General features: G+C 36.9%; 21 protein-coding genes. 8 read left to right on the plus strand and 13 right to left on the minus strand.

Going from position 1 to position 16015, the window contains the following annotated elements:
- Nucleotides 1–53: 53 nt before the first annotated feature.
- Nucleotides 54–1220 (plus strand): MalY/PatB family protein, encoded by a 1167-nt coding sequence (locus ACW2QC_RS10625; protein WP_457543947.1) that lies wholly within the window; start codon nucleotides 54–56, stop codon nucleotides 1218–1220.
- Nucleotides 1221–1293: 73 nt separating this feature from the next.
- On the opposite strand, the gene ACW2QC_RS10630 is transcribed toward ACW2QC_RS10625, so the two are convergent.
- Together ACW2QC_RS10630 and ACW2QC_RS10635 are read right to left on the minus strand one after the other, a co-directional pair.
- Nucleotides 1294–1872: a superoxide dismutase family protein gene (locus tag ACW2QC_RS10630; protein ID WP_457543948.1), complete on the minus strand. Its 579-nt coding sequence runs from the start codon at nucleotides 1870–1872 to the stop codon at nucleotides 1294–1296.
- A gap of 86 nt (nucleotides 1873–1958) precedes the next feature.
- Nucleotides 1959–2168: a hypothetical protein gene (locus ACW2QC_RS10635; RefSeq protein WP_457544039.1), complete on the minus strand. Its 210-nt coding sequence runs from the start codon at nucleotides 2166–2168 to the stop codon at nucleotides 1959–1961.
- A gap of 121 nt (nucleotides 2169–2289) precedes the next feature.
- On the opposite strand from ACW2QC_RS10635, the gene kapB reads away from it, so the two are divergent.
- Complete coding sequence (kapB, locus tag ACW2QC_RS10640) at nucleotides 2290–2685, plus strand: sporulation phosphorelay system protein KapB (protein WP_457543949.1); 396 nt, start codon at nucleotides 2290–2292, stop codon at nucleotides 2683–2685.
- Between the two features lie 193 nt (nucleotides 2686–2878).
- On the opposite strand, the gene ACW2QC_RS10645 is transcribed toward kapB, so the two are convergent.
- The 3 genes from ACW2QC_RS10645 to ACW2QC_RS10655 all read right to left on the minus strand — a co-directional run bounded on the left by ACW2QC_RS10645 (nucleotide 2879) and on the right by ACW2QC_RS10655 (nucleotide 4943).
- Nucleotides 2879–4054 (minus strand): cation:proton antiporter, encoded by a 1176-nt coding sequence (locus ACW2QC_RS10645; protein ID WP_457543950.1) that lies wholly within the window; start codon nucleotides 4052–4054, stop codon nucleotides 2879–2881.
- A 6-nt stretch (nucleotides 4055–4060) separates the two neighbouring features.
- Nucleotides 4061–4549, minus strand: a complete 489-nt coding sequence (locus ACW2QC_RS10650; protein WP_457543951.1) for a cation:proton antiporter regulatory subunit — start codon at nucleotides 4547–4549, stop codon at nucleotides 4061–4063.
- A gap of 130 nt (nucleotides 4550–4679) precedes the next feature.
- Nucleotides 4680–4943, minus strand: coding sequence for a phosphocarrier protein HPr (locus ACW2QC_RS10655; protein ID WP_457543952.1), 264 nt, complete (start codon nucleotides 4941–4943; stop codon nucleotides 4680–4682).
- A gap of 240 nt (nucleotides 4944–5183) precedes the next feature.
- On the opposite strand from ACW2QC_RS10655, the gene deoD reads away from it, so the two are divergent.
- The 3 genes from deoD (at nucleotide 5184) to ACW2QC_RS10670 (ending at nucleotide 7329) form a co-directional block, all read left to right on the plus strand.
- Complete coding sequence (gene deoD, locus ACW2QC_RS10660; RefSeq protein ID WP_457543953.1) at nucleotides 5184–5891, plus strand: purine-nucleoside phosphorylase; 708 nt, start codon at nucleotides 5184–5186, stop codon at nucleotides 5889–5891.
- Nucleotides 5892–6025: 134 nt separating this feature from the next.
- The gene (locus tag ACW2QC_RS10665) at nucleotides 6026–6619 is read left to right on the plus strand and encodes a biotin transporter BioY (protein WP_457543954.1); all 594 of its coding nucleotides are present in this window, start codon (nucleotides 6026–6028) and stop codon (nucleotides 6617–6619) included.
- A 239-nt stretch (nucleotides 6620–6858) separates the two neighbouring features.
- Nucleotides 6859–7329 carry a divergent PAP2 family protein gene (locus ACW2QC_RS10670; protein WP_457543955.1) on the plus strand — a complete coding sequence of 157 codons (471 nt, stop codon included), beginning with the start codon at nucleotides 6859–6861 and terminating at the stop codon, nucleotides 7327–7329.
- Nucleotides 7330–7401: 72 nt separating this feature from the next.
- Here the strand turns inward: ACW2QC_RS10670 and ACW2QC_RS10675 are convergent, their stop codons facing one another.
- The 3 genes from ACW2QC_RS10675 to ACW2QC_RS10685 all read right to left on the minus strand — a co-directional run bounded on the left by ACW2QC_RS10675 (nucleotide 7402) and on the right by ACW2QC_RS10685 (nucleotide 9840).
- Nucleotides 7402–8091 (minus strand): 3D domain-containing protein, encoded by a 690-nt coding sequence (locus ACW2QC_RS10675; RefSeq protein ID WP_457543956.1) that lies wholly within the window; start codon nucleotides 8089–8091, stop codon nucleotides 7402–7404.
- Nucleotides 8092–8153: 62 nt separating this feature from the next.
- Nucleotides 8154–8465: a YuiB family protein gene (locus ACW2QC_RS10680; protein ID WP_457543957.1), complete on the minus strand. Its 312-nt coding sequence runs from the start codon at nucleotides 8463–8465 to the stop codon at nucleotides 8154–8156.
- Between the two features lie 154 nt (nucleotides 8466–8619).
- Nucleotides 8620–9840, minus strand: a complete 1221-nt coding sequence (locus tag ACW2QC_RS10685; protein WP_457543958.1) for an NAD(P)/FAD-dependent oxidoreductase — start codon at nucleotides 9838–9840, stop codon at nucleotides 8620–8622.
- Nucleotides 9841–10160: 320 nt separating this feature from the next.
- On the opposite strand from ACW2QC_RS10685, the gene ACW2QC_RS10690 reads away from it, so the two are divergent.
- Complete coding sequence (locus ACW2QC_RS10690; RefSeq protein ID WP_457543959.1) at nucleotides 10161–11144, plus strand: NAD(P)/FAD-dependent oxidoreductase; 984 nt, start codon at nucleotides 10161–10163, stop codon at nucleotides 11142–11144.
- Nucleotides 11145–11318: 174 nt separating this feature from the next.
- Here ACW2QC_RS10690 and ACW2QC_RS10695 read toward each other — a convergent pair whose 3' ends face one another.
- The 3 genes from ACW2QC_RS10695 to ACW2QC_RS10705 form a co-directional block, all read right to left on the minus strand.
- Nucleotides 11319–11675, minus strand: coding sequence for a HesB/IscA family protein (locus ACW2QC_RS10695; protein WP_457543960.1), 357 nt, complete (start codon nucleotides 11673–11675; stop codon nucleotides 11319–11321).
- Nucleotides 11676–11760: 85 nt separating this feature from the next.
- A complete protein-coding gene (gene dapF, locus ACW2QC_RS10700; protein ID WP_457543961.1) occupies nucleotides 11761–12618 on the minus strand; it encodes a diaminopimelate epimerase in 858 nt (285 codons plus the stop codon).
- Nucleotides 12619–12636: 18 nt separating this feature from the next.
- Entirely contained in the window at nucleotides 12637–12966 is a 330-nt protein-coding gene (locus ACW2QC_RS10705; RefSeq protein WP_457543962.1) for a YuzD family protein, read from the minus strand.
- A gap of 166 nt (nucleotides 12967–13132) precedes the next feature.
- Between ACW2QC_RS10705 and ACW2QC_RS10710 the strand changes: the two genes are divergently transcribed.
- Nucleotides 13133–13357 (plus strand): NifU family protein, encoded by a 225-nt coding sequence (locus ACW2QC_RS10710; protein WP_106496802.1) that lies wholly within the window; start codon nucleotides 13133–13135, stop codon nucleotides 13355–13357.
- 52 nt (nucleotides 13358–13409) lie between these two features.
- On the opposite strand, the gene ACW2QC_RS10715 is transcribed toward ACW2QC_RS10710, so the two are convergent.
- Nucleotides 13410–14375 carry a 2-hydroxyacid dehydrogenase gene (locus ACW2QC_RS10715; protein ID WP_457543963.1) on the minus strand — a complete coding sequence of 322 codons (966 nt, stop codon included), beginning with the start codon at nucleotides 14373–14375 and terminating at the stop codon, nucleotides 13410–13412.
- Nucleotides 14376–14399: 24 nt separating this feature from the next.
- Nucleotides 14400–15374 (minus strand): hypothetical protein, encoded by a 975-nt coding sequence (locus ACW2QC_RS10720; protein ID WP_457543964.1) that lies wholly within the window; start codon nucleotides 15372–15374, stop codon nucleotides 14400–14402.
- A 99-nt stretch (nucleotides 15375–15473) separates the two neighbouring features.
- Here ACW2QC_RS10720 and ACW2QC_RS10725 point away from each other — a divergent pair, with 99 nt between their 5' ends.
- Nucleotides 15474–15980 carry a phosphatidylglycerophosphatase A family protein gene (locus ACW2QC_RS10725; protein WP_457543965.1) on the plus strand — a complete coding sequence of 169 codons (507 nt, stop codon included), beginning with the start codon at nucleotides 15474–15476 and terminating at the stop codon, nucleotides 15978–15980.
- Nucleotides 15981–16015: the final 35 nt, after the last annotated feature.

A 16015-nucleotide genomic window follows, 5' to 3' on the forward strand; every position in this document is an offset into this window, starting at 1 on the left:
TCCATTTTTACGATATAATAGTATTCAAAATGGGATTATTTGGAGGGTTATTAATGGATAATTTTGATTTGATACATAATCGTAAAAACACACGATCTGTAAAATGGGACTTGCTGGATTCTGTATTCCAATCGTCTGACGTATTGCCGATGTGGGTTGCTGATATGGATTTCAAAACACCACAAGAAGTAGTCGATGCAATTGTTAAACGAGCAGAACATGGCATCTTTGGCTACACAGTTATTGATCAGGATGTAAAACAGGCAATTGTAAACTGGGTAGGTAAACGACATAATTGGCAAATCAAACAAGACTTTCTTACGTTCAGCCCTGGTGTCGTAACAAGTTTACATATGGCTGTTCAAACAGTTACAGAGCCAAATGACAATATTTTAATTCAAACACCAGTCTACACACCATTTTATAGTGTCATTGAACAACATGATCGGAATGTAATCAAAAATCCGCTTGTACTGCAGGATAATTATTATCAGATTGATTTTGTGGACTTTGAAGAAAAATTAAAATCCGGTGTAAAGGCATTTATTCTCTGTTCCCCACACAATCCAGTTGGGCGAGTTTGGCGTGAAGAGGAGTTGCAAGAAATGGCTCGGCTTTGCCTAAAATATGACGTCACCATTATTTCCGATGAAATCCATGCTGATCTTACTTATCCAGGTTACCGCCATATTCCCATTGCTTCTCTATCAACAGACGTTTCTGAGCTGACTATTACATGCATGTCACCGTCTAAAACATTCAATTTAGCAGGGTTACAAGCATCCTATATTATTACTGAAAACAAAGAGATGCGGGAGAATTTGGCTAATCAGCTTAGTATTCAAGGTCATGGCATGCTGAATACATTAGGTAACACTGCATTAGAGGCCGCCTATACTTACGGTGAATCCTGGCTCGATGAATTAAAACAGGTGCTTCAGGAAAATCACGATTATGTTGTAGACATGTTTAACAGACATACAAGTTTAAAAATAATCCAAACGGAAGGAACATACTTACTTTGGATCGATTGTAGTTCATTGCAGTTGGATACCAACGCGCTGAAACAGTTTATGATTCAGCAAGCTAAAGTAGGGCTTAATGAAGGGATTTCCTATGGTGAAGAAGGAAAACTATTCATGCGCATGAATATTGCCTGTCCTAAAGCTATTTTAGAAGACGGAGTTAATCGAATCATTGATGCAATAAATAACAAATAAAACTTTTCGTAAAATATGTTTCTTCTAACTATACAAAACAGCTGCTTGCTCTATATATTGAGCAAGCAGCTGTTTATTCATCTTTTTGTTTTTCATTGAATTCTGTTGGATCTGTCGGTGCTTTTTCCTTGCCTGCTTTTGGATTTGTCTTTATTTCACCACATGCGATTCTGGGTCCTGAATCCCCACTTGGCTGACTTACACCATCATCTTGCTGCTTATGGATAACAATTGACGTTCCATCCTCTTTTAACAGCGACTTTTTACCATCTAAAAGTGTTGCACCAGCAATCATCAGCTCCGCATCAGCAAGACCGTCTGCATCAGCCTCAATATTTGGCATATCACCTAAGTGTGCCCCCTCAGGAGACATTAATCCATGCTCTTTTCCTTCTGGATCATAATGATTTCCTGCACTTTTAAAATCTGGACCTTTACAGCTTGGAAACTCATGAACATGAATCCCATGTAATCCTGGTGTTAATCCTTCTAACTTTAATTTCACTTTAACACCATCTGGTTGCTCTGTTAATGCAGCCGTTCCAATCAAATCACCTGACTTATTATACATATCAACAGATCGTGCCGTCTCTGCATCATCACCTTGACATGATGAAACAAATAATATGAGAAGTATAACAATAAAACGCATGTAAGCTGCTCCTTTTTGTATCCACTTTTTACTAAGTATCAACAAAAAGAACCCCTTCTATTCAATACTAAAGGGATTCGTTATTATCATTTATCGTCATTTGTATGATTTGTATGATCTGTTTGATTTGCTTGATTTGCTTGATTATACTGATGATCTACTTTACGAGCTTCTTTCTTGGAATGTTTGTAAAAAAAGTACATCACGACACAAGCTAGTATCATAAATACTAGAAATTCAAAAATAGCTGGAATATATTCTGATTTATCATCTGGAAAATAAAGAAATTCCATCATTGTCACTCACGTCCTTCTACTAGATTATAGCAAACTTTGATCATTCACTAAAGGTAAAACACCAATTATTAGCCAAGCAATTTATTTTTTGGCACAATGATGTATGAAGGAGATGGTATAAATGACAGTTCATGTTGGAGATATCGTTCGAGCCCATTATAATTCTGGTGTTTACATAGGAGAAGTACAGGAAGACAGAGGGGAACGATTTTTGGTTAAGGTGTTAGCCGTAATGAAACATCCAATGCAAGGTGATTTGCATCATCCGGGAGTTATCGATGATAATGTTTTCTTTCACGAACGAAAAGCGTTAGCACATTACGAAAAAATGAATGTTGATAAAGCAGTCATTTACCCGTATGACGATGAAATTCCTAATTATCATACGTCACTGAAAGCTTCATTAGCAACAATGAAAGAAAAACTAATCAAGAAGGATAACACCTTTAGCCAGGAAGCACTCAAGAAATTACAAGATATAGAAGAAAAATACTATCATAAAAGCTATTATAAATAAAGGCTGTTTTCGCATTGTTTGTTGTTTTCTGCCCCGCAGCCCGTATACACTTCGCTTTCCGGGGCGGCTGGAGAGCGAAGTGTATACGGGCTACTTGTGAGGAATATTGCTTAGATATCTCTTCAAAAACAACAATCATTAGAAAACACCTAAATAAAAAACAGGACGGCCTCTAACAGGGCGCCCTGTTTTATTATGTTGGAACTTTTAGGTTTCTTTTTTTCTTTTCAGGCTTTCCATAAATCTTTGTTGTAATTTTTGGTGCGTAATTAAATAACATCATCCCAATAAATGCCGATGCTACGATATAAATACCACCAAAGACTTTTATGGATCCAACTGCTACACTTGCAATAACAACGGAAAATTCACCACGTGCACACAAGGACAGTCCGGCTCTTAATGACACACGTTTGGAAAGTCCATACAGTTTTCCACCTAGCGTACCTACCAATACTTTAGCAATTACAGACCATACGATAAGTACAATTAATAAAAATGGCAATGGAACACCTTCACCTAGGTTAATAGTTGTCCCAAAGTAGACAAAAAATGTTGGAAGCATAAGGTTTTTAATTGGTGTAACAGTTCCCTCTATCCGTTCAATTTTGCCAATCTCAGCTAACATGACACCTGCCAAAAACGCCCCAAGTACTTCGGATAGCCCTAAGAAGACTGCTAACCCACCATAGGTAACAGCAATTCCAACTAGCAATACAATTTTAAAGTCTTCATCTTCAATTTTGAGCAAAAATTCCTCAAATCGCTTAAACAATGTTTTACTTAATAAAACAGCCACCAATGCAAGCCCAACTATTTTTCCTAATAGAATCATTAAGTCTAACCCAGAAAAAGTATCTCCTGAGCTTAGCGCAATCAAAATAGCTACAATAATTGGCGCAATTAAGTCTTCAAAAATTAATATTCCTAGCACATATTCCGTTTCAGCGTTTGCCATTCTTCCTTTGTCATCAAGGAGTTTAGCTGTAATAGATGAACTAGTCGCATAGGCTAAGCCGCCAATCAGAAAAGAAGAGAACCAATCCATACCAAATCCGAAAGCAATGATCATCGTTACACCTAAACTGAGCCCCACGTCTAAAAAACCAGAACTCCAGATCTTTTTGGCAATTCCACCTAACCGTTTTGTATTAAATTCCAGTCCAAGTAGAAAGAACAGTAGTACAATCGCGATTTCACTCGAAAAGTGTAATATTTCATTATCACCAAAAAAGCCTGCTAATGCTATTCCGAATAAAATATACAAAATAACATTAGGAAAGTTTGTTCTTAATCCAATAAAACCAAGTAAGAAAATTCCTAGTAAAATTATTCCTGCATCTAATAAGACCGGAAGTTCACTAAACAAACTGCATCATTCCCCACCCTTACAAAGCTCTGTTAAAGATGCTATCTGATCATCTTTTCCGACTGACATGAGTACGTCTCCTGGTTTTAATGTTGTATCAGCTTCTGGGATGGCAATTACATCCTCTCCGTGTACAATCCCTATTATCGTTGCACCGGTTTTGTTGCGGATATCTGACTCCTCAATTGTTTTAAATGCAAGGGAGGATTTTTCTTTCAACGTGATATAGTCAACGATAATCTGACTTTTAAACATGCGCATTTTCTCCACGTCAACAGGTTGATATGTTGCCCCTAATAATTGTGCAGCCAGTTCTCTCGTTTCATCCGGTGTTAAATCCATCGCAAAATCTGCTTCTTCTCCATCTGCATCCTCGAAGAAATAAAGTTCCCGTTTTCCAGTGTGATGGACAATAATAACAAGCAAATTATCCTCAGATGTCTTAAATGAGATTTTCTGCCCTATTCCAGGCAATTGTGATACAGATACATTCATCTTGTCACCTCATATTCCATTACTAATCTATTCTAGTATAGACTTTAACCGTTAATTAATGATTTGTAAATGCAATATTTTATGGTAAAAATAAAAAGCTAGAGGAATTGAATTCTCTAGCTTAAACTTATTATTCACCTAAATGTTCTTTTATAACCGATTCGACACCTTCAAGTGCATCTGCTTCATCATTACCAGTTGCGATGACCTTAATCTCGGCACCTTTTGGAATACCTAATGACATAACACCCATGATTGATTTAAGGTTAACTGTTTTACCATTATATGCAACCTCAACCTCTGATTCATACTGTCCAGCTTTATTCACCAGCAATGTTGCAGGTCGAGCATGTACTCCTGTATCTGCAGTGATTGTAAATGTTTTTTCTTGCATTGTATCTCATCCTTCCAATTGTAATAAATATTCGTATGTACTTCATTAACATACATTTTTGTTCGTCATCAACTCAAATCATTTTATAAAAAACGTGAATGAATGAACTATCTTTATTATATACAATTCCACACATTTATGAAACAAAAAAACCTACTATTAAAAAGAAATTTGTCTTTAAATTGGTGTTATGATAACGTTATTTTGTAAGAAAAAGCAAAAATGTAGGAGGTTTAAAGAATGAGTGTACATATTGGTGCTAAAAAAGGCGAAATTGCCGATAAAATTTTGTTACCCGGGGATCCACTACGGGCAAAATTTATTGCAGAAACATTTTTAGAGGATATAACGCAATACAATAATGTTCGAGGTATGTATGGTTTTACTGGGACATATAAAGGTGAAAAAGTATCTGTCCAAGGAACGGGTATGGGTGTTCCTTCAATTTCAATTTATGTAAATGAACTTATTCAAAGTTATGATGTTCAAAAATTAATTCGTGTTGGGACATGTGGTGCGATCCAGAAAGATGTTCAAGTACGCGATGTTATTTTAGCACAGGGATCAACAACCGATTCACAAATCAATCGCATGGTGTTTAATGGAATTGATTATGCGCCACTAGCAGATTTCAACTTATTGAAAGATGCATATGACGTAGGTATAGAAAAAGGGCTAAATCTACGGGTAGGAAATGTCTTTACAAGCGACACATTTTATCGTGATAATGCAAAAGAGCTTAATGAGTTATTAGCCAAATATAAGGTGTTAGCAATTGAAATGGAGACATCCGCATTATATACCCTAGCAGCAAAATTTGATCGTCAGGCATTATCCGTTTTAACAGTTTCTGATCACATTCTAACCGGCGAAGAGACGACAGCAGAAGAACGCCAAACTACTTTTAACGACATGATGGAAATTGCTTTGGATGCAGCAATTAAATAAGTGTCTGTCCCCACCGTGCTAACATGTTGGCTGGTAGGGACTGTTTCTTTTTATTGTAAACCATTTAAAAATTTAGTTGACAATAAAGCATCCTTTCCCTTATGATTATTTTATAAGGAAGGGAGAGAATACATATGAAAGGTTTACGCCCATTAGATCTAACATTTGGCGCTGTATTCGTCTGTTTAATGGCAATAGGTGCGAATATTGCAGTATGGTTTCCTATGTTAGCTGTCCCAATTGGCGGGGCGTCTGTACCGTTATCATTACAAACTTTTTTCGCAATTTTAGCAGGATTAATGCTTGGTAAAAAACTAGGAACCGTTTCAATGATCACGTATATACTTGTTGGCGTTGCTGGTGTACCGGTTTTTGCAGGAATGTCTGCTGGACCAATGGCTATAGTCAGTCCTACAGGTGGATTTATAATTTCCTTTATTTTTGTAGCATTTTTTGTTGGTTTGATCACCGATTTTAGTAAAAAGCCATCCATTCCATTATACACAACTGCGGCAATTATTGGATTGGCAGCAAATTACGGAATTGGTGTTACCTACATGTACATTGCTATGAACACTTGGCTGGAATTAGATATTTCTTATTTAGTTGCATGGACAAGCATGATTCCATTTTTAATTAAGGATGCTGCATTAGCTTGCCTTTCCGGTGTGTTTATGGTTAATTTGGCCAAACGAATTCCAGCCCGATGGATGACCGCTAAGGTTTAACAATTAATTTTAGAACAAGGATATTTCCATAGTGGAGATATCCTTGTTTATTTTCCCTGTAAGACAAGTATTTATTACCGGTCAATTTGGTTTTTCTCTTCTCCCCACCTTTGCGCCAGTATGCTTTTCGCTATTCTGTATGATACTATAATCAGCGATTTTTCTTAAACATCCCTTACAGTTTTCCATTGATAAACAACAATTACAAGGCTAATATAGGAAGGAGGTACCATCTATTAATGAGCCTTTTCACCAACTTCCCCTTATGGGCTGCATTGATCGCAATTGCTTTTGCACAAGTAATTAAGATACCGATTCATCTAATTGCTACAAAAGAATTCAAGCCAAGTTTGGCATTTAGCACTGGTGGTATGCCAAGCAGTCATTCCGCTGCAGTTGCTGCCTTAACAACTGGTATTGGGATCATGGAAAGCGTAACCTCCACAGTTTTTGCTGTTTCATGTGTTTTTAGCATTATTACGATGTTTGATGCTACAGGTGTACGTAGACAGGCTGGAGAACATGCTATTGTATTAAATCAAATGCGCAAAGACTTTCTCTATTTTGTTGAAGGCGCGAGGGATTGGAGAAAAAAAGCGGAGTATGAAAAACGCAAGGATTTAAAAGAACTTCTTGGTCATCAACCAATCGAGGTATTCTTTGGTGGATTAACTGGAATATGCATTGCATTTATCCTTTATCTTCTATAAGAAATGCGCGAGCGACGTACATTTTAAAACTGATAAAAAACAGGCATACATAATTGTATGCCTGTTTTTAAGTTAACTTTTTGTGATTTGCTCGCGAAAAACCTGTAATGCCTCATTTTCATTCCACTCAATGAGCTGTTCTTCACTTAGACTACCATCACCCATTTCGACAATGTACACCTCTACTTCTTTTTTACCCCATTTTTCATATACGTCTTCAACTGTAGGATAATACAGATCGATTTCATTACCGTTAATCGCGCCACCTTTATCCGCTACAACCCCATATCCGTAATCAGGAATAAACATAATGGTTCCAACCGGATAAACACTTAAATCAGCTGCGATGGTAGAGTACAAATCACGTTTAACCTGTACACCGGAATACGTAATCCCATATTCAGGATGACCAGGCGATTTACCTGTCGATTCAACTCCAGCTGTGTAACCTGTTGCAATAACAGTTGTACTTGGATACTGTTTCGCATTAATTGCTTCTTCTAATGTTTTTGGTCCTTCTATTTGTTCACTGGAAATATATCTTTTTGGTTCTTTTTTATAATTTAATGTTTTTTCTTTAAGTGTAACTTGTTTCCCAGTGAGAGAACTCTCTGGAGCAACTGATGCATATGGTGCATCTTTTTCAACCAATGCATGGACATCTGTTAAAGTAACGTTCGAAATACTAGTAATCGTCGTATAAAATGCAGCTAAAAACAGTAGAAACATTCCAGTTCTTCGAAAAAATTGAATTTTTTTCAATGATAACACCTCTCTGGATGTCATCATTTCCAATCTGGAAACATTTTATTCATATTATTTCATTAGAACATTTGATAGCCACTTTTACGAAGAAACTTAATAACAAATCCTGAGATAATTGTTCCGACAAAACCAGCAACTAAAATCGTTATATCAACTGGTGTTAAATTTACTATTCTTGTAAGTAATTGTGAGAACGAGTCTCCTGGTTCTTTAAAATATTGTGTAGTTGCTAAATTATCGACAATCATGATGACAATTATCGGATAAATATAGGACATTAACCATGTACGTCTTAACAACATATTTAGGATAAATGCAATCCCAAAAAATATGACGAAAAATAATAATATAGAAACAACAAACTGAATCAACGCTGTGTCCCCCTCATATGCGATCTTTTTACACAATCTCCATTCTATAATAAAACAGAATAAAAGCAAAGGCAGCAAGACTAGCCTTTGCTTATTAAAATAAATGCAGATTTTTATAAGTAACATCTGGTCGCGGGATTATATTCCTTAAACCCTAATAAAAAATATTGAATTTGCCTTTTCTCATTAATAGACTTAAACCACCTAGCTTTAATAAGTAACGATTATCGATCACTTTCTTAATGACCGTTGCTTTAAAGCCAAATAATTTGCGTTTATTCAATATAACTCCTATCGCATCGTTATGTCCAAGTGATGCGACCGTGCCAAGAATTTTTGGTTCAAAGTGTTCTAGTTCTTGCGTGCCTTGTACAAGCTTCTTTACATTATGTGCAACCGTCTGGGACGCTTGAATTGCGATTTGTGCTGTTGGTGGAAATGGACGTCCACTCTCTGGATCCATAATTAATGCACAATCTCCAAGCACAAACACATCATTGTAACCTGGTGCCCGCATATCTCCCTGTACTTCAACTTTACCCCGATTTGTCTCAAAACCAGATTTTTCAACAACCGTGTTAGCACGGACTCCGGCCGCCCAAACAGTTGTTAATGTTGGAATCTCCACTTGTTTGCCATCTTTTTCGTAAACGATGCTTTCTGGTTTACACTCTTTTAGCATTGCACCAGTTACAAACTCAACACCACGTGACTCTAGTGAGTTCATGGCATATTCAACAAGCTGTGGGTCGAATCCTGATAATACAGTTGGTGCACTTTCCACATTAATAATCCGTACCAAATTCTTATCGATGTCATATTCCTTACATAATTCTGGAATCCGGTTAGCCAGTTCTCCGATAAACTCAACACCAGTAAAACCGCCACCGCCAACAACAATGTTTAAACGTGCCTGATTTTTTTCTTTATCGTTATGATACATTGCAAAATTATACTCAACGTGTTCCCTGATCAGCCTTGCACTATTAATATTACCAATTGTGAAAGCATTTTCGACTAACCCTGGGATACCAAACGTGGCTGTTTCAAAACCAAGAGCTATAACCAGAATATCATATGTCAGTTCACCATGCCGCAACTTAACCTTTTTTTCATTGGGTTTTATCGTAACTACTGTGTCCCGAACAAAATTAATTTTATTCGTATTGACAACTTCTTTTATAGGAATGCGAGTACGGTCATGATGCAACGTACCAGCAGCATTTTCATGTAACCAAGTCGTTTGGTAATGATAGTCATTTTTATTAACAAGTGTAATAGTTGCCTCGTTAATTCCCAATGATTTTTGCAGCTTTACAGTAGTCATCATCCCACCATAACCTGCACCTAGAATCACTATATTTGGCTTTCTCATTTATTTATCACTTCCGTCTGTAAAATTTTCCGTATCCCCTATGTGACATAATTCACGTAAAAGTGCATTAGAAAAACTTGACACCTGCCAAGCATGTAATCTTTGAAATATTTTTGTCACACAATCGTAATATAACAAACCCAAACAATATCTTAGCCTTTTTCTTGGTACTTTTCAACCCTATTTATACATTTATAAAATTAAAAATTTAAGCTGTTACAGAAAATTGAATATCATGCTCCGTAAAACACATAGCATATCTCTTTATGATAAAATCAATATGTCGTAGTATAGTAACTATGGAATGGAGGAGCTTACTAATGTCAGAAAAAATATATGATGTAACAATTATTGGCGCAGGCCCGACTGGCTTATTTACCGCCTTTTACGGTGGCATGCGTGATGCAAGTGTAAAAATCATTGAAAGCTTGCCACATACTGGTGGGCAATTAACGGCCTTGTATCCAGAGAAAGATATTTACGATGTTGCAGGATTTCCTAAAATTCGTGCCCAGGAACTAGTCGATAACTTAGAAGAGCAAGCTAACCTGTTTGATCCAACCATTGTATTGGGGCAAGCTGTCGAAAAGGTAGAACGTCTGGAAGATCAGACACTTAAACTAACAACAAACAAAGAAACACATTATACAAAGACTATGATCATCACAGCCGGAAATGGTGCATTTCAGCCGCGGAGATTGAATGTAGGTGACTTTGAGAGGTTTGAAGGGGTTAACCTACACTACCATGTTAAGGATATGAACCAGTACAAAGACAAGCATGTTATGTTGCTTGGTGGCGGTGACTCTGCTGTCGACTGGGCTTTAATGCTTGAACCAATTGCTAAAAAGGTAACCCTCGTACATCGACGTGATAAATTTAGAGCTCATGAACACAGTGTTGAAAAACTAATGGCATCAACGGTTGATGTTTTAACACCTTTTACACCAAACAGTATTACAGGCAATGACACAATTGAAAAAGTAACATTACAAGAAGTAAAAGGCGATCGTGAAATTGAGTTGGATGTTGATTCCGTGTTATGTAATTACGGTTTCGTCTCTACTTTGGGTCCAATAAAAGATTGGGGCTTAGAAATAGAAAAAAATAGTATTGTTGTGAACACAAAAATGGAAACAAATATACCAGGAATCTATGCTGCAGGAGATATTGTTACATACCCCGGAAAGATCAATCTTATTGCCACTGGGTTCGGGGAAGGGCCAACAGCAATCAATAATGCTAAACAATATATTGACCCGAAAGCTAGAGTACAACCGAAGCACTCAACAAGTATGTTTTAATTTTTCTGGGACAGTCCCTATCGCTTAATATATTTGCAAAGTAAGGGCTGTCCCCCAAATATAAAGTTTGTAATTTGGTAATAAGTAATCTAGGCAAGCTCAATAGTGGGACAATTACAAAAGGCATGTCAAAATAAAAAGCCAGAACACCTCATTGGCGCCCTGACCCTCTCATTAACATTTTTCCGGAGTACCTGCTCGATCCTTCGCTTTAAATGAAGATCCACAACCACAGGAAACGATAGCATTCGGATTATCAATTGAAAATCCTCCGCCCATCATATTTTGTTTGAAATCGATTGTTGTTCCCTCAATAATCGGGATATCCTGCTTAAAGATAGTAACAGGGATACCGTCTATTTCATCAACCATATCCAATTCTTCATTTATATCATAATCAAACCCTAGCGCATAAGATAATCCGCTACAGCCGCCACCTTTTATTCCAAATCTAAGGCGAACATTTTCTTCTTCATCTTTCATCATTTCCTTTACTTGTTCAACAGCTTTATCTGTAAACGTAATAACCATACTATGTCCTCCTTCTTATCATTAATAAATTTATATCATATGTTATTTACTAGTATACAAACAGTTTCAGCATGATTCAAATTATTCATTTCATGTTAAATACACCAGTCGCTATTGTTTCTGCCCCACCAGTCATCCAAACCAAACTGTCTGAATCCCATCGAATATACAGGTCGCCACCACTTAAATGCACACAAATCACTTCATTTCTTTCCATATAACCATTTAAAATAGCAGCTACAACCGCCGCACAAGCGCCTGACCCACAGGCTTGAGTTACTCCAGATCCGCGCTCCCATACGCGAAAATTCATTTCATGATCTGACAGCACTTCAACAAACTCCGCATTAACACCCTCTGGGAAGCGCTCATCTTTCTCAATAACGGAACCCAGTTCATATAATGGCGCCTCTTCAATCGCATTAACAAAAAACACGACATGTGGATTGCCCATGGAAACTGCTGTAACTTCAAGTTGCTGACCTTCAATTAAAAATGGTTCTGCCACAACAAACCGATTATTCTCTCCAATCATTGGAATCGCAGCACGGTTTAGTACTGGCTTTCCCATATTAATTGTAATATCTTTTATATCATCATTTTCATCCAGATCAACGGTCACATCAACAACATTTGCCTTCGTCTCAATTCGAAAATCTTTAAATGAGACAATTTCATTCTCACAAACATATTTTGCAACACAGCGCAATCCATTGCCACACGTTTTTCCTTCCGATCCATCTTTATTAAAAATACGCATTTTAACTTCAGCCACTTTACTTGGCTCAATCAATATCAATCCGTCAGAACCTATTCCGGTACTCACATCCGCAACCTGTTTTGCCAATGGTACAACTTTTTCCTCAGGAATGTTAAATCGAAATAAATCAAGATAAATATAATTATTGCCTAATCCATGCATTTTTGTAAAAGGTATTTTCATTAAGTTTTCTCCGTTTTTCTATGCTAAAAGTTCTACACCATTTTTGTCCAGCGCCTGATAAATTGTTTTCAGTCTAGGAATTCCTTCTGCAACCATTTCATCATTAACAAAGACGATCGGGAAAAACAAATCCTCTGTAAGTACACGTTGGGCAAATTGTTTATGCTTTTCTAATTCTGGTGGTTCATTTATATCTACATACTCATATTCCACAGTATTGGCATCATATTTCCGACCAATTGCTGCTTGCAGCCATTCATACGTATCCTTTGAGCCTGGAGCACCGACACAGCTTGCACAAATTTGTTCAGCGCCGTAAATTGTTATCAATACTTTCCTCATCCCCATTTATAAAACCTCCACCAACATAGTTACTTTTATTTTACAAAAACTTTAATAAAAGATAAAATGAAAGTATCTGTTATACTAAAAGTAGCTGTCCAAAAATAAAATTTCTAATAGATTTTTTCTGTTCTACAGCTTATAATATAATTACGAAAGGAGAAGATGGATAATGCAAGAACAAGTTCGCGAAGTGTTAGAAAAATTACGTCCATTCTTACTGCGTGATGGTGGAGATGTGGAGTTAATTGATGTTGATGATAATGGCATTGTACTTCTTCGTCTTATGGGAGCATGTGGAAATTGCCCAAGTTCAACCATCACTTTAAAAGCTGGAATCGAACGTGCATTAATGGCTGAAGTTCCAGGTGTTACGGAGATTGAACAAGTATTTTAAAACATAAAAGTGGCAGACACCTCCATGAAGGTGTCTGTTTTTTATTTTCTGTTTAACAGATAGGTGTTACTGGATTCTCTCCATTAAGCACATGATGGATATTTTCTAAACAAAGGTTCATCATATCAATTCGTGTCTCGACACTTGCTGAACCAATATGTGGCAGACAAATAACATTCTCCAATTTTAGCAATGGATGATCCGCCCCAATCGGTTCTTTAGCAAAAACATCCAGACCAGCTGCAGCAATTTCTTTTGCACGCAATGCTTCATACAATGCTTCTTCATCAACCACTTTACCACGGGAAACATTAATAAAAATTGCTGTATCCTTCATTTTATGGAACGTTTCCTGATTAAATAACTTTTCCGTTTGCTCTGTTAATGGTACCAACGATACAACAAAATCCGATTCTTCCAATAGTTTATCCATGTCTACATATGTTGCATGCAATTCATGCTCAGCACGTTCATGACGTGATCGATTATGATACAAGATCTCCATTCCAAATCCATTGGCACGTCTTGCTACAGCCTGCCCAATACGTCCCATTCCGACAATTCCTATCGTTTTATCATGAATATCTGTACCCGCAAGCATAAATGGCGACCAATCTTTCCACTTACCTGCTTTTATATAATCACTTGCCTCTACTACTCTTCTTGCTGTCGCCATTACTAATGTGAAGGCTAAATCAGCTGTCGTTTCCGTTAATACATCAGGTGTGTTGGTAACAATAATGCCTTGACGTTTTGCCGCGATTACATCAATATTATCATAGCCAACTGCCATGTTCGCTATGACCTTCAACTTAGATGCGTTTTCTAAACATTGCTGATCGACTAACTCCGTTAATAAACAGAACAACCCATCCACATGTTTAATTTCTTCTAACAAAATTTCTCTTGGCACCGGTTCAGTTTCTTTTTCCCACATTCGAATATCAAAAAAATGCTTATATGGTTTTATCACTTCATCTGGAATTTTCCTTGTAATATAAATCCGGGATTTTTCCATATATATTCACCTCTAATCAATACTCTACAACCAGTGTAACACAGGAATCTGTAATGCTTCAGGATCAACTGCAACGTCCGTGAAAAAGTCGCGTAACCGTTGTTCATATAGTGTCTGTTGCGCCATCAATTTGGTCAAATCTGCGTAGACTTGATCATATTCTTGAGAGCCAAATCCACGCTTCAAACAATCATAAATATGGATTGGAAAAATTAATCTGGCATACAATAATCTCCAACTGAATACAGATAAAGGACGAATCGATTGATAATCTCGTAAAAACGTTAATACTTTTTCTGTACTGTTCTTATCATTTTGCAGGAAATGAAAACGAATATTTTCTGCCAAATCCCTTGCCGGATGATCGTATACTAATTCATCCGTCCAAACTACCGGTTTTGACATGCTATCCATATAACGCTGAAACGAAATTGTTCCTTGATCAACTTCATCAAACCGGTATTCCTGTTCTGTTTCCTGCACATATTGAATGGCATTTTCACTAATACCAACAATATACGGCAAGGCATCCATAACAAACCGATAATAGTCAGATGGGTTTTTCTCTGCTTCTTGCATTAGTTTATTTTCAAATAGCGTCAATTTGTTTATCCATAACTGCTTCCATTGGCCATAACTAGAAATCTCCTGTGGTTCATAACGATACATTGCACCAACTTGATGAAATGCTGCCAGTTGTTTTCCCTGAGATAAGGCGTTCTGATTTTTCTGCTGATTAACTCGCAAAACTAGATAACCTTTCCCCTGGTAGTGAAGAATCCATTCACCCTGTATCGTTGGCATTGGTATGGCCATATTTGTATAGTTCTTTTCCGCTAAATAATATGCTAGTGCAGCCTGTTCCATATGGATAGCTTCCTTGTTGTCAGCTGAAATGATAAAATAAATATGATCAGCACTTTTATACCCTTTTCGTTGATCCAGTATGATTTCCGTCTCAATTTGGACATCATAATATGTAGTAAGTACGTGCTTCAAAAAGATCCCCCCCAGTAAATATCTATTTGTTTTAGTCTATGTGAATGAATAGAACTTTTTAACTTATAAACGAGAAATTTACTTAGAAAGGTGATTATTATGGATACAAAACAAAGCAAGTTAGAAGTTAAAGCACGAGAATGGTTGAAAGAGCGAGGCGTTACAATAGATGACATTGCAGAACTTGTTTATTACTTGCAAGCGAAATACCACGAAGATTTAAGTATGGAAGAATGCGTTTATAATGTTGACCGCGTGCTAACAAAACGAGAAGTTCAAAATGCCATCTTAACTGGAATTCAACTTGATAAACTTGCTGAGGAAAAGAAATTGGATCACCCACTTCAAGAAACAATTGAAGTTGATGAAAGCCTATATGGGGTAGATGAAATCATTGCATTGTCAATTGTTAATGTGTATGGCTCCATTGGTTTTACTAATTATGGTTACATTGATAAACAAAAGCCCGGAATACTCGAGCATTTAAATGATAAATCAACCGGTGAATGCCATACATTTTTAGATGACATTGTTGGAGCGATAGCTGCGGCAGCATCCAGCAGACTTGCACACGGAACAGCTGATGGCAAAAAATTAGATGATTAGAACAAAAACTCCAGCGGTCGTTTTTCACTGGAAGT

The organism is Virgibacillus sp. FSP13, from assembly GCF_054048505.1.